Source organism: Williamsia sp. 1135 (genome assembly GCF_002095395.1).
Classification (GTDB): Bacteria; Actinomycetota; Actinomycetes; order Mycobacteriales; family Mycobacteriaceae; genus Williamsia.
Map to the genome: position 1 here is coordinate 41,788 of NZ_MJEI01000075.1, position 23,546 is coordinate 65,333.

General features: G+C 63.2%; 23 protein-coding genes. 16 read left to right on the forward strand and 7 right to left on the reverse strand.

The annotated features are described in order from the left end of the window. Nucleotides 1–6 precede the first annotated feature (6 nt). Nucleotides 7–1,005, reverse strand: a complete 999-nt coding sequence (locus BFL43_RS07195) for a BMP family ABC transporter substrate-binding protein (RefSeq protein ID WP_240498115.1) — start codon at nucleotides 1,003–1,005, stop codon at nucleotides 7–9. A 167-nt stretch (nucleotides 1,006–1,172) separates the two neighbouring features. Between BFL43_RS07195 and BFL43_RS07200 the strand changes: the two genes are divergently transcribed. Beyond that, nucleotides 1,173–1,904, forward strand: a complete 732-nt coding sequence (locus tag BFL43_RS07200) for a GntR family transcriptional regulator (RefSeq protein ID WP_084891897.1) — start codon at nucleotides 1,173–1,175, stop codon at nucleotides 1,902–1,904. A gap of 20 nt (nucleotides 1,905–1,924) precedes the next feature. On the opposite strand, the gene BFL43_RS07205 is transcribed toward BFL43_RS07200, so the two are convergent. Further along, on the reverse strand, nucleotides 1,925–2,413 hold the full coding sequence (locus BFL43_RS07205) for a nucleoside deaminase (protein ID WP_084891898.1): 489 nt from the start codon (nucleotides 2,411–2,413) through the stop codon (nucleotides 1,925–1,927). A 97-nt stretch (nucleotides 2,414–2,510) separates the two neighbouring features. Here BFL43_RS07205 and BFL43_RS07210 point away from each other — a divergent pair, with 97 nt between their 5' ends. Both BFL43_RS07210 and BFL43_RS07215 read left to right on the forward strand, forming a co-directional pair. Further along, nucleotides 2,511–2,966, forward strand: coding sequence for a DoxX family membrane protein (locus BFL43_RS07210; RefSeq protein WP_084891899.1), 456 nt, complete (start codon nucleotides 2,511–2,513; stop codon nucleotides 2,964–2,966). 121 nt (nucleotides 2,967–3,087) lie between these two features. Beyond that, complete coding sequence (locus BFL43_RS07215; RefSeq protein ID WP_084891900.1) at nucleotides 3,088–3,720, forward strand: dihydrofolate reductase family protein; 633 nt, start codon at nucleotides 3,088–3,090, stop codon at nucleotides 3,718–3,720. 41 nt (nucleotides 3,721–3,761) lie between these two features. Here the strand turns inward: BFL43_RS07215 and BFL43_RS07220 are convergent, their stop codons facing one another. Next, nucleotides 3,762–4,946, reverse strand: coding sequence for a serine hydrolase domain-containing protein (locus BFL43_RS07220; RefSeq protein WP_084891901.1), 1,185 nt, complete (start codon nucleotides 4,944–4,946; stop codon nucleotides 3,762–3,764). A gap of 212 nt (nucleotides 4,947–5,158) precedes the next feature. Here BFL43_RS07220 and BFL43_RS07225 point away from each other — a divergent pair, with 212 nt between their 5' ends. After that, nucleotides 5,159–6,784 (forward strand): long-chain fatty acid--CoA ligase, encoded by a 1,626-nt coding sequence (locus tag BFL43_RS07225; protein WP_084891920.1) that lies wholly within the window; start codon nucleotides 5,159–5,161, stop codon nucleotides 6,782–6,784. A gap of 108 nt (nucleotides 6,785–6,892) precedes the next feature. Beyond that, nucleotides 6,893–7,621 (forward strand): carbon-nitrogen hydrolase family protein, encoded by a 729-nt coding sequence (locus BFL43_RS07230; protein ID WP_084891902.1) that lies wholly within the window; start codon nucleotides 6,893–6,895, stop codon nucleotides 7,619–7,621. Between the two features lie 35 nt (nucleotides 7,622–7,656). On the opposite strand, the gene BFL43_RS07235 is transcribed toward BFL43_RS07230, so the two are convergent. Then, entirely contained in the window at nucleotides 7,657–8,223 is a 567-nt protein-coding gene (locus BFL43_RS07235) for a CGNR zinc finger domain-containing protein (RefSeq protein WP_084891903.1), read from the reverse strand. A gap of 101 nt (nucleotides 8,224–8,324) precedes the next feature. Between BFL43_RS07235 and BFL43_RS07240 the strand changes: the two genes are divergently transcribed. Further along, nucleotides 8,325–9,497 carry an epoxide hydrolase family protein gene (locus BFL43_RS07240; RefSeq protein ID WP_084891904.1) on the forward strand — a complete coding sequence of 391 codons (1,173 nt, stop codon included), beginning with the start codon at nucleotides 8,325–8,327 and terminating at the stop codon, nucleotides 9,495–9,497. Here the strand turns inward: BFL43_RS07240 and BFL43_RS07245 are convergent. Beyond that, on the reverse strand, nucleotides 9,445–10,071 hold the full coding sequence (locus BFL43_RS07245; RefSeq protein ID WP_084891905.1) for a TetR family transcriptional regulator: 627 nt from the start codon (nucleotides 10,069–10,071) through the stop codon (nucleotides 9,445–9,447). The two genes, BFL43_RS07240 and BFL43_RS07245, sit on opposite strands and share 53 nt — an antisense overlap. A 50-nt stretch (nucleotides 10,072–10,121) precedes the next feature. Here BFL43_RS07245 and BFL43_RS07250 point away from each other — a divergent pair, with 50 nt between their 5' ends. From BFL43_RS07250 to BFL43_RS07280, 7 genes are all read left to right on the forward strand, one after another. Continuing rightward, on the forward strand, nucleotides 10,122–11,237 hold the full coding sequence (locus tag BFL43_RS07250; protein WP_084891906.1) for a hypothetical protein: 1,116 nt from the start codon (nucleotides 10,122–10,124) through the stop codon (nucleotides 11,235–11,237). A 10-nt stretch (nucleotides 11,238–11,247) separates the two neighbouring features. Continuing rightward, nucleotides 11,248–12,243 carry a TIGR03617 family F420-dependent LLM class oxidoreductase gene (locus tag BFL43_RS07255; protein WP_084891907.1) on the forward strand — a complete coding sequence of 332 codons (996 nt, stop codon included), beginning with the start codon at nucleotides 11,248–11,250 and terminating at the stop codon, nucleotides 12,241–12,243. After that, nucleotides 12,243–14,621 (forward strand): PEP/pyruvate-binding domain-containing protein, encoded by a 2,379-nt coding sequence (locus BFL43_RS07260; RefSeq protein WP_084891908.1) that lies wholly within the window; start codon nucleotides 12,243–12,245, stop codon nucleotides 14,619–14,621. Before BFL43_RS07255 ends, BFL43_RS07260 begins: the two co-directional genes overlap by 1 nt. A 143-nt stretch (nucleotides 14,622–14,764) precedes the next feature. Beyond that, on the forward strand, nucleotides 14,765–16,369 hold the full coding sequence (fadD5, locus tag BFL43_RS07265) for a fatty-acid--CoA ligase FadD5 (protein ID WP_084891909.1): 1,605 nt from the start codon (nucleotides 14,765–14,767) through the stop codon (nucleotides 16,367–16,369). Nucleotides 16,370–16,433: 64 nt separating this feature from the next. After that, nucleotides 16,434–16,874: a nitroreductase family deazaflavin-dependent oxidoreductase gene (locus BFL43_RS07270; protein WP_240498116.1), complete on the forward strand. Its 441-nt coding sequence runs from the start codon at nucleotides 16,434–16,436 to the stop codon at nucleotides 16,872–16,874. A gap of 67 nt (nucleotides 16,875–16,941) precedes the next feature. Further along, entirely contained in the window at nucleotides 16,942–17,103 is a 162-nt protein-coding gene (locus BFL43_RS28850; RefSeq protein ID WP_168176551.1) for a hypothetical protein, read from the forward strand. Nucleotides 17,104–17,177: 74 nt separating this feature from the next. Then, on the forward strand, nucleotides 17,178–18,065 hold the full coding sequence (locus tag BFL43_RS07280; RefSeq protein ID WP_084891922.1) for a DUF5996 family protein: 888 nt from the start codon (nucleotides 17,178–17,180) through the stop codon (nucleotides 18,063–18,065). A 10-nt stretch (nucleotides 18,066–18,075) separates the two neighbouring features. Here BFL43_RS07280 and zapE read toward each other — a convergent pair whose 3' ends face one another. Continuing rightward, nucleotides 18,076–19,113 carry a cell division protein ZapE gene (gene zapE, locus BFL43_RS07285; RefSeq protein ID WP_084891911.1) on the reverse strand — a complete coding sequence of 346 codons (1,038 nt, stop codon included), beginning with the start codon at nucleotides 19,111–19,113 and terminating at the stop codon, nucleotides 18,076–18,078. A 99-nt stretch (nucleotides 19,114–19,212) separates the two neighbouring features. Here zapE and BFL43_RS07290 point away from each other — a divergent pair, with 99 nt between their 5' ends. Then, nucleotides 19,213–20,229, forward strand: a complete 1,017-nt coding sequence (locus BFL43_RS07290) for a hypothetical protein (RefSeq protein WP_084891912.1) — start codon at nucleotides 19,213–19,215, stop codon at nucleotides 20,227–20,229. A gap of 72 nt (nucleotides 20,230–20,301) precedes the next feature. Here the strand turns inward: BFL43_RS07290 and BFL43_RS29865 are convergent, their stop codons facing one another. Beyond that, complete coding sequence (locus BFL43_RS29865; protein ID WP_346425951.1) at nucleotides 20,302–20,877, reverse strand: hypothetical protein; 576 nt, start codon at nucleotides 20,875–20,877, stop codon at nucleotides 20,302–20,304. Between the two features lie 379 nt (nucleotides 20,878–21,256). On the opposite strand from BFL43_RS29865, the gene istA reads away from it, so the two are divergent. Next, the gene (gene istA, locus BFL43_RS07300) at nucleotides 21,257–22,774 is read left to right on the forward strand and encodes an IS21 family transposase (protein ID WP_084889768.1); all 1,518 of its coding nucleotides are present in this window, start codon (nucleotides 21,257–21,259) and stop codon (nucleotides 22,772–22,774) included. Continuing rightward, nucleotides 22,771–23,535 (forward strand): IS21-like element helper ATPase IstB, encoded by a 765-nt coding sequence (gene istB / locus BFL43_RS07305; protein WP_084889766.1) that lies wholly within the window; start codon nucleotides 22,771–22,773, stop codon nucleotides 23,533–23,535. The genes istA and istB overlap by 4 nt, the downstream gene beginning before the upstream one ends. Nucleotides 23,536–23,546: the final 11 nt, after the last annotated feature.

Sequence of the window (23,546 nt, forward strand, 5' to 3'; positions counted from 1 at the left end):
CCGATCTCAGTAGGGCTCGACGGCGCCGGAAGTGAGCGCTGCCTTTGCATCGGTCAGGGCCTTCGTGACCGCGGGGTCGTCGGAGCACGGGATGAAGTCGCTGCCGCCTTTGTCCGTGGTCAGGCCGAACGGCACCTGCGCCGCCGTCCAGGTGCCGTCGAGTGTCGCGTTGACGGCGTACTCGATCTCGGTGCCGATGTCGGTACGAACGAACCCGGCGTAGACGGGGTTCGCGCAATCGCCCGGAATCGGCCCTCCGACCATGCGATTGCCTGAATCCCTGGCCGCCTGTTCGATACCCTGCTTACCCAGATTGACGATCTGTCCGAGGATGTTCGCGCCGCCTGCGTAGGCGGTCCCGGCAGCCTGTTTGGCCTTGGCCGGGTCGTTGAAGTCGCCGACGTACTGCGGGTTCAAGACCTTGACATCCGGTCGGGCGAACGTCGCGCCATTGGAGAAGGCCTGCGCGGCATTGACGATCGCGGGCAACTCGACACCGCCGACGAACCCGACGACACCATTGGGCGACGACGCGGCCGCCACCGCGCCGGACAGGAATTCGGCTTCCGCCTGTTGGGGATCGTAGTAGGCGAGGTTGTCCATCGGCTCGGCATCCGACGGGCCGCCGATTTCCACGAAGTCGACGTCGGGGAACTGTGGGGCGACCTTGCGCACGTCGGCGTCGGTCTGGCCACCGACGGAGATGACGAGTTCGTTCTCGGATGCGAAGCGCTGCAGGGCTTGCTGGTAGTCCGCGGGTGCGACCTGCTCCACATAACTCAGGTCGACCCGGTCGCCGAGCGCCTGCTCGAGCCGCTGGTAACCGAGGTAGCCCGACTCCATGAAACCGGTGTCGGTGACGGACCCGGGGAAGAAGACTCCGACAGAAAGACTTCCGTCACCGGAGTCCGCCCCTGAGGTCCCGCACGCTGACATCCCGATGGTCATGGTGGCGGCCGCAACCAGCGTCAAGGACGCCCGCACCGCGTTGTTTCGGATCTTCACGTTCTTCTCCTGTCGCCGGCCGCCGATTTAGCGGTATACCGTTAGGAGAAGACTCCGGTAGACGTGTTTCCATTCGATTACGGTTCCGTTAGTTATTGGTATACCGCTATCCGGGCTCGGGATAGACTCGCTGGAACTGATCGAACCTGGAATGAGGAGCTGGACACGTGACCGTGGCACAGGGACCGGAATACTCCGGGCAAGATTCAAAATCCCTACGCCAGCGCGCCTATGAAGAACTTCGGCAACAGATCGTCGATCTGAGGTTGGCGCCGGGTTCGCGGCTGGTGGAACGGGACCTCGCAGCGGAACTCGACGTGTCCCGTATCCCGCTCCGCGAAGCCTTGCAATTGCTGCAACAGGACGGGCTGGTGGTGCTCGTTCCAAGGCAGGGCGCCGTCGTGTCACCGTTCGGTGAGAACGATGTGCGCGATCTGTTCGACGTGCGCGAAAGTCTCGAGGTCCTCGCCGCCCGACTCGCCGCCGAACGCGCAGATGACGTCGGCCTGGCGCGGTTGTCCGATCAACTCGAAGCGGCACGAGCAGCTACCGCTCGCAAGGACCGTCCGGCAATTGCGCTCGCGAACGCGCGGTTTCATCAGATGATCGTCGATCTCGCGGCAAACCCGTTGCTCGAGTCCATGTTGCGTCCGCTCGAAGCCCGCACACAATGGCTTTTTCACCTCACCAAGGACCGAGACCCCGGTCGGCAATGTCAGGAACACGAGGAGATACTCGCTGCCATCGCCGCTCGTGATGCGCATCGTGCAGCCGAATCAGCCTTCCACCACGTGCATTCGGGCCGCGAGGCCAGTCTCGCCATGGCGGCGGAGTGGTCGAGCGGGACCATTGATCCCGTCGAAGCGACGAAGAGCCGCCGACGCACCAGGGTGACCTGAGGATCAACCGCCCAGCTACGTTAGCTGGCGGTGGACTTGAACCTCTCCCAATGCAGCGCCTTCATCTCAGCTTCGAGTGGGCCCGCAGGACCATCCACAACAAGCCCTGGCGCGACCGTGTTGATCGACAATCCAGCAACCGGAGATGGGGGAGCGCCCCACTCGTGCAGCCAGGTCGACAATTGAGTCGACGACACTGCGTAGACGATGCGTCCGAGTCCCACCCACGCATGAGCTGCGCTGCACATAGGGCAATGTTCCCCCGAGGTGTACACGGTTGCGCGAGCACGATCCTCGGGCGCCACGTTGTGGACGGCCCACAATGCGATTGTCAGTTCCGGATGTCGGGTGTTGTCACCGTCTTTGACGCGGTTGCGATCCTCGAAGAGGATCCGGCCCGCGTCGTCTATCAGCACGGATCCGAACGGCTCGTCGCCCGCGATCAGGGCTTCGCGCGCCAGCTCGACGCAGCGCCGCAGGTATTCGAGGTCGTCATCAGAAACACTCACTGCGCGAGCCTACGACACACAGATCGACACCGCCCGGCGCTCGGGGCTTAGGCTGGAACTCGACATCACGTCGCCTATCCGAGATCCGGGGAATCCATTGACCATCAAAGAAAATGTCGTCGCACTGTTGACGTCGAAGTCGCCTGCAGCAGAAGCGACCCCGCGCACGCTCGGTCGGGTCATCCTCGGTGCAGCGATGGTGTTCGCCGGTGTAGGGCACCTGACCTTCGCCCGGCAGGACTTTCAGGCTCAGGTACCGGACTTCGTTCCCCTTGATCCGGATGTGACCGTGCTGGCCTCGGGAGTGGTGGAGATCGCCCTCGGCTCGTCACTCATTCTGCTGAAGAGCCGCCGCGCTGCGATCGGTCTCGTAGTCGCGGTGTTCTTCGTGGCTGTCTTCCCCGGCAACGTCGCGCAATGGGCCAACCACCGTGATGCGTTCGGCCTCGACACCGACCAGGCCCGCGCCACTCGGCTGATCTTCCAACCTGTCCTCATCGCGTGGGCCTTGTGGTCGACGGGAGCATGGGACGCGCTACGCGGACGTCGATAGGTTTCTCCTGACCGTTGTGCCATCGACCCCGAGTGTGGGGTCCACCTTGTGTCGATTACTTTTTCGGCGGGGCGGGGTCTACCTCTCGACCAGCAAAAAGTCGAACCGGTAGGAGCACACCGTGGGACTCATTCACATCGAGATGTTCGCGACTCTCGACCTCGTCGGGCAGGCGCCGGGCGGACCCGACGAGGATCCGGAGGGATTCCCGTTCGGGGGCTGGCAGGCGCCGTTGATGGACGAGCTCACCGGTGCGCAGATCGCCGCCTCGTACGAGGGCACCGATGCGCTGTTGCTCGGTCGGCGAACATACGACATTTTCGCTGCGTACTGGCCCTATCAGGAAGGCGGACCGGACAACAGCATCGCCACACTCTTCAACAGCGTCCCGAAGTATGTTGCGTCCCGCGGTTCTGCCGACCTGTCATGGGACGGCTCGAGACAACTCGGTCCCGACCTGGCGGGTGCGGTGCGCGAGATCCGCGAGCGGCACGAACACGTCAAGGTGGTGGGGAGTCTCGATCTGGTGCAGACGCTGTTTCGTGAGAAACTCTTTGACCGCCTGAATCTGTGGGTCCACCCCATCGTGCTCGGCGTGGGCAAGAAAGTGTTCGACGACGGCGCGGTACCAACCAATCTCAGGCTCCTCGAGCCGCCGGCAGCGGCTCCGACCGGCACCGTGCTCTTGCGGTACGGGCGAGCCGAAGGCACGCCGGCTACGGGGGACATGACCGTCGACCACGGCGCTGGTTGAGGCTGCGCCACCACGCTATCCGCAAGGGCTGGTGACATCAATCAGGGCACAGGCGGCGGATTGTCGGGAAGCAAGAGCTTGCCGATCTCCGTACCGATCGGCACTGCGTTGTTGGTGTTTGCGTTGGCCGTCGGCCCGAGTGTGGCGTAGACGATGATCGTCGTCTTCGAGGTCTTCTCGTAGAGGACGACACCGTTGTAGCCGCCGAACGACGGGTTCATGAACAGCCAGCTGTCCAGGTGAACAGTCCCGAAGGCGAAGAACTTCTCAACCGTCAGGGGCCCGATCCCCGCGGTCGAGGGCGCCATCATCTCTTTGAACGCGTTGTCGGACAACACTTCGCCGGTGGCCAGCGCACGGACCCACCGAGCGATGTCGGAAACGGTGGAGTTGGTGTTGCCACTGTTGAGAAACGCCGTCGGATTCCAGAATGCGGAGTCCTCGAACATTCCTCGTTCATTGGTGTAACCGTGCAGGATCGGTTCGGACATCTGCGGCGTCAGCATCACCGTGCTCGCATTCATCCCCAGCGGTGTGAAAATCCGTTCCTTCAGGAGGTCCCCGAGCGGTTTGCCCGATGCCTTCTCGAGCACCAGGCCCAGCAGGCACAGATCGCTGTGGGAGTAGGCGAAGTTGGTCCCCGGCTCGAACAGAGGCGGGCGGGCGTTCGCCAGGTCCAAGATCTCCTGGGCGGTGAAACCCTTCATCGGGTTCTCGTAAAAGATCTTGAGGAACTCGGGGTTGGTCACATAGTCCGAGATGCCTGATGTGCTGTTCGCGAGCATCCGTGAGGTGATCACGTCAGCGCGAGGAAAATCGGGCACCCACTTGGCGATCGGCTCGTCAAGGTCCAGCGTCCCGGCGTCATCGAGTTGAAGCAGGACCGTCGAGAGCATCGGTTCCATCGGCTGTCCGACCCGTAACTGCATGGCAGGCGTGGCTGCTACCCCGATCGGAGAGTCACCGGCAGCCTCGACGACGACCTCTTCGTCGCCGCGCCACACGCCGAATACAGCACCGGTGAGATCGAGTTCGGTGAGCTTGGCACGAACAATGTCCGCGATCTTCGCTGCGTCGGCGTTCACGGCGGGTGTATTCGGCGCCGTCGAGTTCGTAGCTGCGCCGTCGTTGCCGTTTGATCCGCACGAGAGACTCGCCGAAGCGATGACAACGCCGACAGCAACGGCCACCCCTCGGTGAAGCCGGCAACGAGTCGACACACCCATGAGTTCGGTCCCTTCGTGCGCACAACGCGATCGGGGTCGTTGCCAACCGCAATGTCAGCTACGAGTAGTTGATTTTAGATCGTGGCCACACGCCGCAGGGACACTACGGCCAAAACTGCAGCACCCCATGGTTTCTGCTTGTTCTCGGGATATCGCAGGCCGAAGTTGATGGAATGATTTCAGTCATCGAGTACCCAGATGTTGGAGGCACCATGCTCAGCACGATGCAGGACGTTCCGCTGTCGATCGCCCAGATTCTGCGGCACGGGAGCACGGTACATCGCGGTGCGACGGTCACGACCTGGACTGATTCGGGTCCACAACACCGGACCTATGCCGAGGTGGGTCAGCGCTGCGGAGCATTGGCGCATGCTCTACGGGGATTAGGAGTCACGGGTGACCAGCGCGTGGCAACCTTCATGTGGAACAACGCCGAGCACCTGGAGTGCTACCTCGCAGTCCCGGCGATGGGCGCGGTACTCCACACCCTCAACATCAGGCTTTTTCCAGAGCAGTTGATTCACGTCGTCAATCACGCAGAAGACCATGTGATCATCGTGGATCCATCGCTGATCCCGCTTCTACAGCCGCATCTTCCACGACTGAACACGGTCCGGCACGTCGTCGTGACAGGATCGTCCACGGCCGGACTCGACGTGCCGGACGGCGTGCAGGTCCACGCGTACGAGACTCTGCTCGCCGAGCAATCGGCTGAGTTCGAGTGGCCCGATGTCGACGAACGTAGCGCAGCGGCGATGTGCTACACATCCGGCACGACAGGTGACCCGAAAGGTGTTGTGTATTCGCACCGTTCGATTTACCTGCACTCGATGCAGGTGTGCATGAGCGACGGTCCGAACCTCAGGCAAGGTGATCGTGCGCTCGCCGTGGTGCCGCAATTTCACGCCATGGCCTGGGGTTTGCCCTACGCCGCTTTCATGATCGGTGCCTCTCTGATCATGCCCGATCGATTCCTGCAACCGGAGCCACTGGCCACGATCATCGAATCGGAACAGCCGACTCTGGCCGCAGCAGTGCCGACCATCTGGCAGGGCTTGCACCTTCATCTCGAACAGAATCCGCAGGACATCTCGTTCATCCGCGAGGTGCTGGTCGGCGGTTCGGCCGTACCTCCTTCGATGATGCACAGTTTCGAAAACGATCACCAGGTGACTGTGCTGCATGCCTGGGGGATGACCGAGACATCGCCGCTCGGCTCGGTGGCACGCCCACCCGCCGGCGTCTCCGGAGATGAGATGTGGCGATATCGGTACTCGCAGGGTCGTTTTCCTGCTTCAGTGCAGGCGCGGCTGATCGGTGATGACGGTGCCACCATTCCGCACGACGGCCGTGGTGTCGGCGAACTCGAGGTCCGTGGGCCGTGGATCGCCGGGGCGTATTACGGTGTCGCCACGCCGGAGAAGTTCAACGACGGCTGGCTACGCACCGGAGACGTCGGATCCATCACTTCGGACGGCTACCTCACGCTGACAGACCGGACCAAAGACATCATCAAATCTGGCGGCGAGTGGATCTCGTCAGTAGATCTCGAGAACGCGGTGATGGGCCATCCGGCGGTCGCAGAAGCTGCCGTCATCGGCGTACCCGACGAGAAGTGGGACGAGCGACCGCTGGTTGCAGTGGTGCTCCGACATGACAGCACGTCCGTCACAGTCGACGAGCTCAAGGAGTTCCTGACAGACAAGGTGGCCGGCTGGCAGTTGCCCGAGAACTGGGCGCTGATCGACGAAGTGCCGAAGACCAGTGTCGGCAAGTTCGACAAGAAGCGCCTGCGTGCGTCCTACCGAGACGGCGATCTGGACGTGGTCCGGGTCTAGACCCCAGGGACACTGTCACCATTTGCCGTCTCAGCGGCTAACGTCGCGGGTGGGCAAATACACCATGCGGCTGCGGCAAGTACCGGCCGCCAGGACGATGGACATGTCATGACAGTGCAAACTCCGACGTTGCGGGTGGCCGCGTCGCAACCTGTCACTGTCGCAGGTGACGTCGCGGCAAACGCGGTCGCTCACTCCGAGGCCATTCGACGTTGTGCAGCAAGGCTTGTCGTGTTCCCGGAGATGTCGCTGACCGGATACAGCATGGATGCGACGAGTGTCGAGGTCGATGACGCTGCGCTCGATCCTCTCGTCGACGCCTGCCGGGACAAGGGATCGGTCGCACTGGTCGGTGCCGCTGTCCGGTACGGATCGGGACGGGCCATCGGCGTGCTGGCGGTGAGTGAGGGCGGCGCAGAGATCGTCTACCGCAAGATGAGTCTCGGGAGCCAAGAAACCCGGGTGTACGCCCCCGGGTCGACGGCGGCCGTGGTCGAGATCGAGGGCTGGCGAGTCGGTCTCGGGGTGTGCAAGGACACCCGCGACGACGATCACCTGACCGCCACGATCGAGGCAGGAATCGACTTGTACGTCGCCGGCCTGGTGCACCGGCCAGACGAGGTGGCCGAGTTCGACGTCCGCGCGCGGCGCATCGCCGCTCTGGCCGCGGTCCCGGTGGTATTCGCTGGATTCGCTGGTCCCACCGGTGGGGGATACACGCAGACATCCGGGGGGTCGGCCGTGTGGGATGCGGACGGTGCACGCCTGGTGCAGGCGGGTCATCGACCCGGATGCAGCGTTGTCGCTGACCTTCCGGCTCGCGATGCGTTCAGATGATCGTCGCGCGCGAGGGGTGATTCCTCCTGTGGCGATCAGTGATTCTCGGCCGCGTTCTTGGCGTGGAAGCGCGCTTTCTTGTGACGATTCCCGCACGTGTTCATATCGCACCATTTGCGGCTACGGCTCTGGCTCGTGTCGAAGAAAGCGGCTCGGCATGTCGGCGATGCGCATAGAGCCAGTTTTCCGTCCCGCTCGCCCGCGATGATGCTGATCGCGTCGGCGGCGATGACGCCCAGGGCGTCTTCCACACAGGACGCCGAACTGAGCCGCCATTGGCGGTGGCGGTCGGGCGTCAGGGTGGCCGCCGCGCGGCCTTGCACGCTCCGGCCATTGATGACCTCGACTGCGGACGTGGACAGAGGCTCGCCGATCGCAGCCGCGGTCGCGGTTGCGTGAATTGATTCCCTGAGTTCGCGGGCGAGGTCGAGTTGCGCGGCGGTGCAGGAGTCCACGGCGAGGCCGTTCACAGTCAGCCAATCGACGAGTCGCCTCGGCGTGGGAATGCGCTCGACAGGCTCGCCATGTCGCTCCGACAACGTCCCTGTGAAGGAGGTCGCCAGCACGCTACCGAGGCGGAAATCAGGAAACTCAGCGGGCATGGAACCACCTTAGCCGGTTGCGGGGCATTGGCCCGCGTGTTAGAACCGTCTTAGCTGGTTCTCAATATTGCGAACTGGTCCACTGACGATCAGGAGCGCCCATGCCCCAACCCACCGACGTGCAGCCGTTCGAAGCGCGCGCGACCGACGCAGAGCTCGATGACTTGCGTACGCGATTGACCTCGGCACGCCTACCAGAGGCTGAAACGGTCAATCGCGCAGCGCCCGACCCTCGCCGATGGGATCAGGGTGTTCCGCTCACCGACCTCGTCGAGGTCGCCGACTACTGGCGCACCGGATACGACTGGCGGTCGTTCGAAGCGCGCCTGCACGGAATCGGCCAGTTCCGCACGGTCATCGACGGTTTGGGAATCCACTTCCTGCACCGCCGATCCTCGCGCCCAGACGCCACGGCTCTGATCGTGACGCACGGCTGGCCCGGAAGCATCACTGAGTTCATCGATGTGGTGGACGAGCTGGCGGATCCGATGGACGCCGCCGCGCCCGCCTTCCACGTCGTGATCCCGTCCCTGCCCGGCTTCGGGTACAGCGACAAGCCGGCCACCACCGGCTGGGGCACCGAGAAGATCGCGGCAGCATGGGTCGAACTCATGGACAGGCTCGGCTACCGCAAATTCGTTGCCCACGGCGGCGACTGGGGAGGTGTGATCACCACGATCCTCGGTGGCAGATTCCCGTCACACGTTCTCGGCATCCACACAACGACCGCGCAGGCACCGCCTGGGTTGTCGATGGACGGGCTGACGGCGGCCGAACGCACATGGACTGAGGAAACCTCCGAGTTCAAACGGCATCGGGTGGCGTACGCAAAGCAGCAGGCGACCCGGCCGCAGACGATCGGCTACTCGCTTGTCGACTCGCCCGTTGGACTCCTGGCCTGGATCCTCGACAAGTTCGCCGAGTGGACAGATACCCGAGACAGTCCATTCGAGACAATTTCCAGGGACCGGATTCTCGACAACGTCACTCTGTATTGGCTGACGCGGACAGGTGCGTCGTCGGCCCGCATCTACTACGAGAGCCACAATTCTCTCGATCCCGAACTACGGGTAGATGTTCCCTCCGCAATCACTACGTATCCCCGCGACATCGAGAAGTCTCCGCGCCCGTGGGCGCAAGAGCGATTCCGGCAGATCGTTCGATGGAGGGCGCCCGAGACCGGGGGACACTTCCCGTCACTCGAGGTTCCCGAGTATTTCGTCAAGGATCTACAGGAAGGTCTCGCAACAGTGTTGGCGGCCAACGGTCGGTGATCATCTCGGTCATCTCGGTCACCCATGTTTCGTCGAGGGCCGCATCTCGGCGAATCAGGATGCGGAAAATCGCCGTGCCCGCGACCACCTCGGCGAGCATCGGCAGCTGGTCATCGCCGCGGCGCTCCTGACCGAAGCGAGATTCGAAAGCTGTCAGGTTCCCGCCCAGTCTCGCGATCATCATGTTGTGGAGCTCCGGGTCGGCAACGGTGTCAGCGATCAGGCCCGGAAGAGCCAACCGCACCTCGGGTCGGTCGAAGATCACCCGGACGGTCTCGACCAAACCCCTTATCTCAGTGCGGATATCACCGGAACCGTCCGGCGTGGGGATCGCTTCGGCGAACAACACCGCTTCGTGAACGAGTTGCGCCTTGCCTGACCACCTCCGGTAGATCGCAGCTGTGGTCGTTCCGGCGCGGGCAGCGATCGCCGACAATGACAACGCGGAGTAACCCGTCTCGAGGATCAGTTCGCGAGTGGCCGCGATGATCGCGGCATCGATCCTGCCGTCGCGTGGCCGCCCCGGCGCGGACTGCGCCGACCTCTTGCCTTCGTTGCGGCTTTCTGCTGTCATGACTCCAGTATAGTTCCAATACAGTGTGCATCGTATTTGAGGGAGAGCTTGTGAACCTGAGCGCGCTCGACGAGTATCCAATCCATCAGACGCCCGCGCCACTGACCTGGCCGGCCACCTCCGATCGAAACTTCTACGACCGGTCGTACTTCAACGTGCTCGACCGAGCCGGCCGCTTCATGGCGTTGACCGGAATCGGTTACTACCCGCGCCTCGGCGTCAAGGACGCCTATTTCGTCGTCCGCCGCGGGGACACGCAGACCGCCGTACACCTGAGTGACGCCATCGACGACGACCGCCTTCATCAGAACGTCAACGGTTACCGTCTCGACGTCATCGAGCCTTTGCAGCAGATGCACCTGACACTCGCGCCGACCGAGGGCATTTCCGCGGATCTCACCTGGCGCGGTCTGTTTCCCGCCGCACTGGAGAAGCCGCACGAAATGCTCACCGACCGGCGAGTGACGCTGCAGGCGAGTCGATTCGCCCAGGTCGGATCATGGCAGGGCTGGATCGACGTCGACGGCGAACGGCTGGAAGTCGACCATGACAGCAGTGTGGCGAGCCGCGACCGCTCATGGGGGATCCGACCTGTCGGTGAGGCCGAGCCGGCCGGTCGGCCGGATACCGCATTCCGCGGAATGTGGTGGCTCTACCTACCGCTCGCTTTTGACGATTACCAACTGTTCTTGATCCTGCAAGAAGATCCCGACGGCCACCGTAGCCTCTATGACTGCACCCGCCGCTGGCGAGACGGCCGCGTCGAACAGCTCGACGGGGTGCGCGCCACCATCGACTATGCACCCGGAACGAGGATTCCTCGGGGCGCCCATGTGGATTTCATGAACCGTGCAGGGGACCAGATCTCGTTGGACGTCGAATCGAAGTTGTTTGCACCCATCGCTTTCGGATCGGGCTACGGTGGCGACTCCTCGTGGGCGCACGGAAGCTGGAAGGGCGGTCCGTTCGCCGAACGCGTGAGCTTCGACCTGACGGACCCGGAGGTGATGGCCCGAGCGCCGTTCAGTCTCATCGACCATATCGGCGAGGCCGTGTGCACTGAAGCCGACGGAACGGTCAGCAAAGGCGCGGGTTTGTTCGAGCATGGCCTGATCGGCCCACACCACCCGTCGGGATTCTCCGACTGGACCGACGTGGCCAATTAGGCGCCCGGGGATGAAAATCATGACAGCGCTGTTCGGTCCCACCGATGCGGTCGAACGCGCAGAAGTGCTCAAAGAAGCCGGCGCAGCCGGGGTGTTCACGTTCGAAGGACCGTTCGACGTTTTCACGCCGCTGGTGCTGGCGTCGTCCGTGAAGGGTCTCGACGTGATGTCGAATGTCGCGATCGCGTTTCCCCGCAACCCGATTCAGCTCGCACACCAAGCGAACGATCTGCAACTGCTGAGCGAAGGGCGTTTCATCCTGGGGCTGGGCACGCAGGTACGCGCACAGATCGAGAAGCGCTACGGGGCGGAGTTCGATCATCCGGTCGCCCGGATGAAAGAGATGGTGGGAGCGTTGCGAGCGATCTTCGCCACGTGGAATGAGGGGGAGCGGCTGGACTTCCGCGGAGAGTACTACCGCCACACCTTGATGACGCCCACCTTCGTGCCCGGGCCGAACCCGTTCGGACCGCCGCCGATCTATCTCGGCGCGCTCGGGCCTCGGTTGACCAAAGCCACGGCCGAAGTGGCCGACGGTCTGTTGGTGATGCCCTTCGGGACCAAGCGGTTCCTGCACGAGACGACGCTCCCCGCCGTTCGCGACGGACTGTCTGCGGCCGGCCGCAGCGAAGATGACTTCGAAGTGGTGCCTGAGATCATCGTGTCGGTCGGAACCGGGCGAGACGACGACCACGCCTCGACTCGGATGTTGCTGGCGTTCTACGGCTCCACACCGGCCTACCGGCCGGTGCTCGACGCCCACGGCTGGGGCGATCTGCAGCCCGAACTCAACGCGATGTCCAAACAGGGCCGCTGGCAGGAGATGGCCGGCTTGATCGACGACGACATCCTGCACACCATCGCCGCATGCGGCACGCCGTCCGAGGTGGCCTCGCACATCCGCGACCGTGTCGACGGGGTGTCGGACCGGATCTGCCTCTACCAACCGGGTCCCATTGAGGTTGAGGCCCTGGCCGAGATCGTGGACGCTTTGGGTGGATCATGATGCCGCTGCGATTGATCGAGTTCGACGACGTCAGCGACAACCGCTACGGCGGCAAAGCATCCGGTCTCGCCGAATTGCGCCGCCTCGGACTTCCGGTGCCGGTGGGATTTGTCATCGCCTACGCTTCCGAGCAGGTGACCGCCGGTGACGCCGGGGACTGGTTCGCGCGGATGACCGCCGTCGGCGCTACTCCGGTGGCCGTCAGGTCCTCGGCAGTCGGTGAAGATGGTGACGATCAATCCTTTGCCGGGCAATACGATTCCGTGCTCGGTGTCGACTCCGTCGATCACTTCGTCCGAGCCATTCGCGCGTGCGCCGCCTCTGTGCATTCTCGGCGAGTCTCGTCGTACAGCGGACAACAGACCGCCACCATGCATCTGGTGGTTCAGCAGATGGTGGACGCGCGCGCCGCGGGGGTGGTGTTCACCGCGGATCCGGCCACCGGCCGGCGCGACCTCATGGTCATCGACGCCATTGCCGGACTCGGCGAAGCGCTCGTCGACGGCACCGCATCCCCGGACCATCTCGTCCTCGATATCGACGGCAGCCCCGCAGTCCGTGAGGTCGGTGGAACGCCGGTGTTGTCGACCGACGAGATCGCCGACATCCGGGCCGGTGCTTTACGTGCCGCAGAACACTGGGGCAGGCCCATGGACCTCGAGTGGGCGATCGACCAATCCGGGACACTGTGGTGGCTGCAGGCCCGTCCGATCACCACGCTGCCCGGCGATCTGAACGAGATGGATTCGCCTCTCGCAGGGGAAGATCACGTCTACACGCGCTGCAACATCGGAGAGATGATGCCGGGGGCATTCTGCCCGTTGACCGCATCGGTTTCCGGCTTCGCCATCGACTACGCGATGCAGATGACCCAGGTGGTGGCGCGGGCGCAGCAGAGTTATCAGAAGCCATGGCTGCAGGTCGGCTATTTCCAAGGACACATGTTCTTGAACATGACCGAGGGGACAGGACTGAGCTCAGGCCTCCTCGGCAACTCTCTAGAGCAGTTCTCGATTTCGATCTGCGGTCGGGTTGTCGACGAGCTGAAGCCCAAACCGCCGAAACCGTTCATTGCGAAACTGATCAACACGGTTCGGCTCAGCACATACGCATTGTCCGCCGGTCCCGCGATCCGGCGCCTGCAGGACCAAATTGCCGAGTTCCGCATCCCGACCAGTGACGATCCGCGACTTGTGTTGCATGAGTTGGAATCTGGCGTCGAGCGGTATTGCGACATCACGCTGACTCACGTGCGGTCTTCGTCGCGCGCGGCAGTCGCGGCCAACATCCTCGAAGGCGTCTTGATGAAACAGGCGGTCAAGGCGGGACGTGGCGAGGACGAGGGGCGAGCCGACGCAACCCGGCTCATGGCCGGAGCATCCGAGGTCGAGAGTGCCCTCATGCTCGAAGAGCTCGACGCGGTGGTACACGCCGTGGCCGCCGACGCGGTGGCCGCCGAGATGTTCTTGGCCGCGACGCCGGGCACCGCCATCTCCGAGTTGCGAACCTCGGGCGACTCGATCAGTCAGGCGTTGGAGCAGTTCCTTGCTCGTCACGGCCACCGCGGGTATCGAGAACTGTGTATGCGTGACCCATCGTGGGCGGAGGATCCAGAAGGGCTCGGTGCCATGATGCAGGTGATGGTGCGGTCGGCGCTCGATCCGACTACGACCAGGCCGACCAGCATCGACGTCGAGGCGTCCACATCGTCTACCGTCAGGCTTCTTGCACGGTTGGCGCAGGGTGGCGCCCGCGGGCGCGAGGAGACCAAATCGAAGATGGCGCTGATGGCGCACTCGCTCAAGCTCGGTTACCGGCACCTCGGTGAGGTGCTGGCGAAGGAGGGACGACTGCCCGACTCGGATCTGGTGTTCTTCTTCGACCGTGCGGAACTGACCCGCATCGTCGGTTCGGAAGACGTCACCGGACTCGTCCAGAGCGCGGTGAAGCGTCGCGAAGCGCTGGCATTTCAGAGCTCTCTCGAGTTCGCCGATGTTTCTGTCGGGCGGCCCACCCCGCTGATCGCCCGTCCGCAACTTAGTGTCACCGGCGATGAGATCGTCGGCAGGCCCGCCAGCCGTGGTTCCGTGGAAGGCGTGGTGCGCGTGGCGAAATCGATCGTCGACGCGCGCCAAGTGCAGCGTGGTGAGATCCTGGTGGCCCCGGTCACCGACGTGGGGTGGACGCCGTACTTCACGGTCATCGCTGCACTCGTCACCGATATCGGCAGCTCTGTGTCCCACGGTGCTGTGGTGGCGCGCGAGTACGGTCTGCCCTGCGTCGTGAACACCCTGGTCGCCACGCAGGCGCTCAAGACGGGCGATCGAGTTCGAGTGGACGGTGACCGAGGTGTGATCACGCGTCTCGATCGGCCCTGACCTGTTGTACTGAGCGGCGTTTCGATCGAGCGGCGCGCGTGATCAGATTTCCGGGCGGACTTCGATCGCACCCTCTACAGTGAGACTGAGGTCACAGCCGAAGGCTGAGACCGCCACGTCCGACGACACCAGGGGATACGCCAATGACAGTCGCTGCAGACTCGACCAGCGAGGTCCTCCTCGAACCGATGCGCTCGAGTCGAAATACCTGGAACACCCAGGTACGACGACACGCTCTGATGACACCAGATGAGATCGCCGTCAAATATCTCGGTGCCGCAACCACCTGGCGTGACCTCGACGACCGATCGCACCGCTTTGCCGCGGCTCTGCAACACCGCGGCGTCCATTTCGGCGACCGTATCTTGATCGCGTTGCTCAATCGAACCGAATACGTCGAGGCGGTGCTCGGAGCGAATCTGATCGGCGCGATCCCGGTCCCTGTCAACATCCGCATGAGCCCGGCCGAGGTGGGCTACCTGGTTCAGGACAGTGGCGCCAGGATCATTCTCACCGAACGACTTCTTGCACCGCTCGCAGATGCGGTGCGAGCGTCCACGGGCACCATCGACACCACCATCGTCGTAGACGCCGGAGACAGCGCCGATCACCTCGACTACGAGACGTTCCTCGCGCAGGATCCCGTTGAGCCGGCAGAAGTCGATATTCCTGAAGACACCGTGGCCCTCATCATGTACACCTCGGGAACCACCGGAAAGCCCAAGGGCGCCATGCTGACCCACGCCAACCTGCAATCGCAGGCGATGACGACGATTAATGCATCTGATGGCAAGCCGGGTGACATTGCCTCGGTCGTGCCCCCGATCTTCCATATCGCGGGCATCGCCGCCTTCGCTCCGGTCTTCTATCGCGGCATCCGGGCGGTCATCCATCCACTCGGCGCGTTCGACCCGGACGACATGCTCGACACCTTGGAGCGTGAAGGCACGACATCGGTATTCATGGTGCCCGCCCAGTGGCAGGCGGTCTGCGCTGCCCAAAGGGCCAAGCCCCGCCACCTGAAGCTGCGGACTATCAGTTGGGGAGCTGCGCCGGCTCCCGATACCGTGCTCGAAGAGATGAATGAACTGTTCCCCGAAGCACTCAACATGACTGCATTCGGGCAAACCGAGATGTCGCCGGTCACAACCCTTCTCGAGGGTCAGGACGCCATTCGGAAGATTGGGTCGATCGGCAAAGTGGTGCCCGCGGTGACTGCCCGAATCGTCGATCCTCTGATGGAGGACGTCAAACCCGGCGAGGTCGGCGAAATCGTCTATCGCGGGCCCAATCTGATGAAAGGCTACTGGCGGAATCCACAGGCGACGGCAGATGCGTTCCGGGGCGGCTGGTTCCATTCCGGCGATCTGGTTCGGCAAGACGACGAGGGTTTTCTGTACGTGGTCGACAGAGCCAAAGACATGATCATCTCCGGTGGAGAGAACATCTACTGCGCCGAAGTCGAGAACGTGCTCTACAGCCATCCTGCCATCGCCGAAGCCGCCATCATCGGCCGGGCGCATCCGAAATGGGGTGAGGTGCCGGTTGCAGTAGTCGTTTTGGCTGAGGGCACCAACTCGCTCACACTCGACGACCTGGGACCTCACCTCGACGAGAACTTGGCGCGCTTCAAACACCCCAAGGACCTCATCGTCGTCGACGAACTACCACGCAATCCCGGTGGCAAGGTCGTCAAACCCAAACTCCGCGATGCGTACGGCAGTAAGGACGCCGGTCTGACTCATTGATTTCGAGTTGACGGCGATGTTCGCACCAGGTTGGTGCCGCGACGGGTGTGAATGCAATTTCTCGGTGGGGGAGCAGATGGAATCAGCTGCGCTGGTGGCGCGCGTCGCCGCACGCATCGCAACAGTCACGGGCGGGCGCGGCATGCGATCAATCGCCCGATTCAACAAGTATGTGACTAACCGCGTGACTCTTGTCTGGGCGAAGCGAGTGCCGCACATGGCCGTGATCGAGCACCTCGGACGCAGAAGCGGGCGGTCATACGAAACGCCCGTGATGGTGTTCGTATCGGAGTCGACAATCTCGATCGTGCTCAATTACGGGACTGCGTCGGACTGGGTTCGAAATGTGGTGGCTGCCGGTCACGCGGAAGTCGTGCATCTCAATCGTCGTTTCCGCCTCGACGAACCCCGACTCGTTCCGGCGTCGCAATCACAGGTACCGCTACGCACTGAGGACACCTCGGCCAAACAGGTGCTCACCGCTGTGTTGAGACCGGAGAGCTGACCCGCACTTCGGCGTACAGACTGTGCGCGTGGGGTTGATAGCGACGGTGTTCGGGTATGAGACTTCCATGACCGACAAAAAGACCGACCCCCATACCGAAGACGCCGGCACCGGACCAGAGGGCGCGAACTCCGACGTACAGTCCGATCCCGCCGAAGGCGAGACGTCCGGCGACTGGTCCGGAGAAGGTGGGGCCACCCAGGAGGGACCCGCAACAGACAACGACTGATCGCGAGCCCGCAGTCCGAAAGTGGGCAGGCGATGTAGGTGCGGGTCGAGCAGACGTCGGGGATCATGGGGCTCATGAGAACCGAACACGACGCTTGGCCCGCACTTCCGCTGGATTCGTGGGTAAGCACCAGGGATACGCTGCAGCTGTGGACCCAGATTGTCGGAAAGACACGCATGGCTCTGGGGCCGCAGATCAATCATTGGTGGGGCGTTCCGCTCTATGTGGACGCACGAGGACTCACCACGTCCCTGATGCCAGCCGGAAGTCGCGGCCTGGAAATCCGCTTCGACTTCGTGGATCACGAGCTACTCATCCTCGCCACCGACGGCAGTATTCGCCGCATGAAGCTCAAGCCGCGAACTGTTGCTGACTTCTATGCCGAGTACACCGGCCACCTGACCGATCTCGGGTTCGACATCGCAATCGTCGGAACTCCCGTCGAACTGCCCGACGCCACCCCATTCTCCGAAGACACCACGCACGCGTCGTACGACGCGGACGCCGTTCCTCGCTTCTGGCTGTCGCTCGTGTCTGCGCACGGTGTCTTCTCGAAGTTCCGTGGTGAGTTTCGCGGAAAATCGTCACCCGTCCATTTCTTCTGGGGCGCATTCGATCTGGCCGTCACCCGGTTCTCGGGACGGCCGGCGCCCCAGCATCCCGGTGGCGTTCCGAACTGTCCCGACTGGGTCATGCACGAGGCATACAGCGACGAGGTCTCCAGCGCGGGTTACTGGCCCGGTGGCGTCGAAGAAGGCGTTTTCTACGCATACGCGTACCCCCATCCCGACGGGTACGACACCCATCCAGCCGTCGAGGCCCCCGCGCACTGGGACTCCACGCTGGGGGAGTACGTGCTGCCCTATCATCTGGTGCGACGAGCGGCGGATCCGGACGCCATGGTGCTGGCGTTCCTCGAGCAGACCCACCGCGCGGCGGTGGAGACGGCGGGCTGGAACTAGTCGCGGCTGTTCACCCGTGGTTCGGGGAGTCGAGACCGGTCTTGCTGCGCAGCAGTTGCATGCGGCTGGCCATGCGAAACGCGTCGGGGCGGTGGACAGCGCTTTCGAGGAACGTCGTGAGTTCGTGGGGGGATATGAAGTGGAGGCGCACGTCGGCATCGACAAGTACGTCGATGAGATTGATAAACCGTTGCTGCGCCTCAGGATTGGTGTCCCGAAGTAACGGAACGCCGGTGACCGTCCAGGTGGAGAAGGTGCGGGCCCACTCCAGGTACTCAATTGTCGATGTCGGGGCGTTGCAGATCTGGTCGAACGTAGCCCACAGGTGACCGGAGCGCGCCGCGAGAATCGGGAAACGGCGACCGCGAACGGTCACAGTCGTTTCCTGGACGCAGTCAGGCAGCACGGCCGATGTTTTCGTCGTCCAGGTGCCGGACGCGAAGCCGAATGAATGGTCGATCCGGAGTGAGCGGTAGTCGTCGGGACCCTCGAGATGGAATATGCCCATGTTGGTCTTGTTCAAATCTATCCCGGGCTCAAAGGTGTGGTGCCAGATCGGGTTGGGCAACAGATCGTCCGGGGCATAGTTGGACGTCGCGAGCACCAACACCCCTTGGCGGAAGGCGTGATCGAGCAACCGGGTGAGCAAACGTGCGTCGCCGGAGTCGTGGACGTGCAACTCATCGAAGAACAGCAACCTGCCGGTACCGGTTACCGCCTCGATGGCCCGATCAACTGCTTCTCGCTCGGTCCGGTGATCATGAATGCTGCGGTGCAGTTCGTCGAAGAAGCCGTGGAAGTGGACGCGAGTCTTCCGGTTCGTCGGCAATGCCGAATAAAAGGCATCGGTCAGCCATGACTTCCCTCGACCTGCCTCGCCATAGATATACAGTCCGCGAGATGTCGACCGCCGTTTCGGCTTTTCATCGAGGTTTGCCGCGAAATCGGCCAGCCGGTCGAGTAGTCGGCGCTGGCCGACGTCCAAGGAGAATCCAGCCTGAGTCGCTGCTGCATCTACCGCCGCAACGAGCTGTTGCTTCGTGTGCACTCAGGCAGCATCCCATGTTGGTTCGGTGCATTCTCAATCCGAGGTCCGGACGTTTGTCGATCGAGGGTGAAGGGTAACTCTGCCTCGGAAGGGGGAGAAATGCCATCCATTTTGCTGATCGCCGACCCAGGGGCCCCGGCAACGATCGCGGAACACCTGAGCGACTCACTGTCACACCCGCTCGCGGACGACACCGAGCACGACCGTTGGAGAGTGTCCACCCGAGAGTACGCATACCCGATCGATGAACAGTCTGAATTTGCAGAGGTCATAGGCACCGTCGAACCCGAGGCCGAGGCCGAGGACGTCGTCATCTACCTCACCGACATGCCTCGACGGCAGGGAACGACTCCCGTGATCGCCGACCTCAGCGTGGCGGATCACTTCGGGATGATATCGATTCCCGGGCTGGGCGGGGCGTTCACCGAGCGTCGGGTGAGAGACCTGACGCGAACAGTTGTGGCCGAGGTGACGCACCAACCGGATACACCTGACGTGCCAGGGCGAATGCGAAGGATTGAGGACCACGGCAACGTCCACTATGTCGCACCGTCTGCTCTCTCGCGGCTCCGACTGCTTGCGGGCATGGTGTATGCCAATCGGCCGTGGCGATTGGTAACCGGCATGTCAAAGGTGATGATGGCGGCGTTCGCCACCGGGGCGGTGAGTCTCGCATACCCGACGATGTGGCAGCTTTCTGCCACCATGGGGCCTTGGCGTCTGAGCGCTGCCACCGTATTGGCGACCGTCGCGATGATCGCGTGGCTCGTCGTTGAACACAATTTGTGGGAAAAGCCGCCGGCAACCGGCGACCGCGAACGCGCGGTTCTGTACAACGCATCGACCCTCGTCACCCTGACAATCGGAGTGGTTGTCTTCCATGCCGGGGTGTTCATCCTGCTGCTGTTGACAGCGTGGTGGACCATACCGCCGCAGATGGTCACCGAAAACATCGGTCATCCGATGGACTTCTCGTCACTGTTACTGATGGCCTGGTTGGTGGCTGCTATCGCCACGCTGGGCGGCGCACTGGGGTCGGGCATGGAGGACGACGAGGCCGTGAAGGCCGCGGCATATGGGGTTCGGCAACGCCAGCGATTCGACCGAGGGAACTGACCCTGTTCGCCCGCGACCTATCCAATCGGCGGCTGAGTCGGTTCGCCGACAAGAACTCATAACTGCAAGTACTCACATGTCATCGTTATTCAGCGCGCCCAGGTCGACTTGCCGCCGCGAGTTCGCGATAGCGGTAACGGTGCAGTTGCCGACGTATCCGTCTCGGTCGAACATGGTGGCGGTGCCGACCGAGATCCCGGCGTTCGAGCGTTGATTGTCTGCTCGCAGACCCAGCCCCGTCCCACGGGGGAGGCGAATCAACGCGAGGGTGGTGTCGATGTTGATGAATCCGGCCCCAGCTGACCCCCAATGACACACCAGACTCGTTGTCTCGGCCATTACCGCGGCGCGCACGAATGGCGACATCTCCTCGCCGGCTACCAGAGGTGGGAAGTTCTGCCACGCGGTTTTACGGTGAGAGTTCTGGTGGGAGGCGAAGTCGCCGCTCCAGCCTCCGTCTGTGCTGCTGAACAGGGGCGGGGACGGTTGATCCACGCAGTCGGGGGGAGTGGGTAGCGGCTCGTCACCGTCGCCTCCGCGCAGACGCCGTCGACTCCGACCGGGGCACACAGATCCACCGTGAGTCGGACCGGAACGAAATCCCGCGACTCCGCTGCATGCTCGATCGCCCGGGCGAGCACGCCGCATACCGCGTATCCGCCGACCTGCCGGTTCGACCAGGGGCTGACCGAGAGTGCTTGCGGCACCAAGGTTCCGTCAACGCCACTCAAGAAAAACGACTGTACGGCCGAGGTTGACGCAGCTTTCGCCATACACAAAAGTGAAACACGTTCGCCGCCGGCGCGCGAGGATGTCGGCGGACATGAAAAACTGCCCGTAGGCGGACATGAAAGTGCCCACTGACGGCCAATAAGAACTGCTCACTGGCGGGCACGAATGTGCCCGTTGCCGGCCATGAATCTGCCCAGTCCTGTTGATCCCAGTGCGGCGCGTCTGCGCCGTGGGGGCCTCTCCCGAGGTTCGATGTCGATGCCTAGTCGATTCGAATCACCCGGGAGAGACCACATTGAAGTCTGACGGAGAACTCATGGAAATACTCAATGCCTACGATCTGACTGGGTCGTATCGCGCGGCAGCCGAACTTTGCGGGTGCTCGCATCACACGGTCAAGAAGGCGGTCGAGGACCGCGATGCCGGCCTGCCGCCGCAGGTTCGCCGGGCCCGACTGATCGACGACTTCACCCCGAACCTGGAGAAGTGGGTGCAGGATTCGCACGGCAAGATCCGCGGCGACAAAGCCCACGAACGCTTGGCCGCGTTGGGGTACACCGGCAACGAACGCACCACCCGCCGGGCACTGGCGGAGATCAAAGCTCAATGGCGCCTGGGCAATACGCGAGTGCACCGACCGTGGGTCACCGAACCCGGATTGTGGCTGCAGTACGACTTCGGTGACGGCCCGATCGTGAACGGCCGAAAGGTGGTGCTGCTGGTCGCGTGGTTGGCGTGGTGCCGCTTTCGGATCGTCATCGCCCTGCACGACCGGACCGGGCCGAGCGTGTTCGCCGGCCTCGACCGTGTATTTCGCATCGTCGGCGGCGCTCCGACGTACCTGCTGACCGACAACGAGAAAACGGTCACGACCGGGCACGTGGCGGGGGTTCCGGTCCGCAACCGTCATGCGGTGACCTTCGGCCGCTACTACGGCATCTCCGTCCTGACGTGTGAGCCGGCCGACCCGGCCTCCAAAGGCGGGGTGGAGAACGCCGTCAAACTCGCTAAAGCCGACATCGTGCCGACCGAGACGAACCTGCTAGGCGAGTACGCGAGTTTCGTCGACGTCGAGACCGCGTGCGGCGAGTTCATGACGCTTGTCAACAACCGGGTCCACAGGGCCACCGGCCGGGTACCGGCCGAGATGCTCGAGATCGAACGCACCCAGCTCCATGCGGTGCCCGATCTGCCGCACACCGCGGGCCTGGGGGTGACCCGCAAAGTACCGGACAACACTCCGATGATCACTTTCGAGCACGGCCAATATTCCATCCCGTCAACATTATTGGGACACAGTGTGTGGGTGCGCCACCACCCGGGTACCGATGAGGTCATCATCTGCGCCCTCGACGGCGGTGGCCCGGTCGAAGTGGCCCGGCACCGCCGCACCACCCGCGGCACCCCCGCAATCGATGACGCCCACTTCCCGGATCAGCCCGGCAAGATCCCCGGTGACTACCGGATCCGCGCTCGTAGCGCTGCTGAGCACGCTTTCCTGGCGATCGGAGAGGGCGCGGTGGTGTGGCTCAAAGAAGCCGCCGCCGTCGGGACCGAACGGATCTTTCAGAAGATGACCCACGCCGTGGACCTTTCGACCCTGAGTAGCCGCCCGGATGTGGATTGGGCATTGGGTCACGCCGCGGTGCACGGCCGGTTCGCCACCGGCGACCTCGACTCGATCCTCGCCAGCAAAGGAATGGACCCGACTCGCCACCAAGCCTCCGAAGACACCTCCTTGGCTCAAGGAACAACCGGATGGAACTCGTTCGGCCTCAACAATTCTCACGTAAACGACGAGGACATCGCATGAGTACCCCGACGCTGCCGGCCGAGGTGGAGCAGTTGATGCGCCAACTGCGGCTTCCCCACGCACGGGCGGTCGCCGGCGACGTGTTGGCCACCGCCCGCTCACAACGCTGGGATCCGGCCGAGGTCATCAAAGCGTTGCTGACTGAAGAAGCCGCTGGTCGAGCCCGGTCGATGCTCACCACCCGCCGCAAAGCCGCACGGTTTCCGACCGGCAAAACCTTCGATGTGTGGGACGAGAATGCCTCCTCGATCCCACTGCCCACCCAGCACGCGCTGCGCACCCTGGAATGGGTGGGGCGGCGGGAGAACCTGGTCGTGTGCGGGCCAGCTGGGACGGGGAAGACATTTTTCCTCGAAGCATTGGGACACAATGTTATTGAAGCAGGTATGCCGGTGGCTTGGTTCACCCTCGAACAGCTCGGGGTACTCGTACGTGCCCATCGTGCTGATGATTCTTTGGGCAAAGCCGTCGCCAAGATCGTCCGCGCCGAGCTCATCATTGTCGATGACGTCGGGCTCCTCCCGGTCGGCGCCGACGCTGCCGAGGGGCTCTACCGGATCGTGGAAGCAGCCTACGAACGCCGATCGGTCGCGGTCTCGTCGAACCTGCATCCCAGCGGGTTCGATGAGTTGATGCCCAAAACGTTGGCGACCGCCACCGTGGACCGACTGCTCCACCACGCACACCTCTGCCAGACCAGCGGAGACTCAGTCCGCCTCGCACAAGCCCTGCACGGACAGGGGGTCAAAGCCTTGAACTGACCACCCTCGGA

Bases quoted from the DNA above. Each gene is read 5' to 3' on its own strand.
- BFL43_RS07220 (WP_084891901.1), bottom strand. From the start codon at position 4,946: ATGGGTGTGTCGACTCGTTGCCGGCTTCACCGAGGGGTGGCCGTTGCT.
- BFL43_RS07225 (WP_084891920.1), top strand. From the start codon at position 5,159: ATGCTCAGCACGATGCAGGACGTTCCGCTGTCGATCGCCCAGATTCTG.
- BFL43_RS07230 (WP_084891902.1), top strand. From the start codon at position 6,893: ATGACAGTGCAAACTCCGACGTTGCGGGTGGCCGCGTCGCAACCTGTC.
- BFL43_RS07235 (WP_084891903.1), bottom strand. From the start codon at position 8,223: ATGCCCGCTGAGTTTCCTGATTTCCGCCTCGGTAGCGTGCTGGCGACC.
- BFL43_RS07240 (WP_084891904.1), top strand. From the start codon at position 8,325: ATGCCCCAACCCACCGACGTGCAGCCGTTCGAAGCGCGCGCGACCGAC.
- BFL43_RS07245 (WP_084891905.1), bottom strand. From the start codon at position 10,071: ATGACAGCAGAAAGCCGCAACGAAGGCAAGAGGTCGGCGCAGTCCGCG.
- BFL43_RS07255 (WP_084891907.1), top strand. From the start codon at position 11,248: ATGAAAATCATGACAGCGCTGTTCGGTCCCACCGATGCGGTCGAACGC.
- BFL43_RS07260 (WP_084891908.1), top strand. From the start codon at position 12,243: ATGCCGCTGCGATTGATCGAGTTCGACGACGTCAGCGACAACCGCTAC.
- fadD5 (WP_084891909.1), top strand. From the start codon at position 14,765: ATGACAGTCGCTGCAGACTCGACCAGCGAGGTCCTCCTCGAACCGATG.
- BFL43_RS28850 (WP_168176551.1), top strand. From the start codon at position 16,942: ATGACCGACAAAAAGACCGACCCCCATACCGAAGACGCCGGCACCGGA.
- BFL43_RS07280 (WP_084891922.1), top strand. From the start codon at position 17,178: ATGAGAACCGAACACGACGCTTGGCCCGCACTTCCGCTGGATTCGTGG.
- BFL43_RS07290 (WP_084891912.1), top strand. From the start codon at position 19,213: ATGCCATCCATTTTGCTGATCGCCGACCCAGGGGCCCCGGCAACGATC.
- BFL43_RS29865 (WP_346425951.1), bottom strand. From the start codon at position 20,877: ATGCGGCGTGCTCGCCCGGGCGATCGAGCATGCAGCGGAGTCGCGGGA.
- istB (WP_084889766.1), top strand. From the start codon at position 22,771: ATGAGTACCCCGACGCTGCCGGCCGAGGTGGAGCAGTTGATGCGCCAA.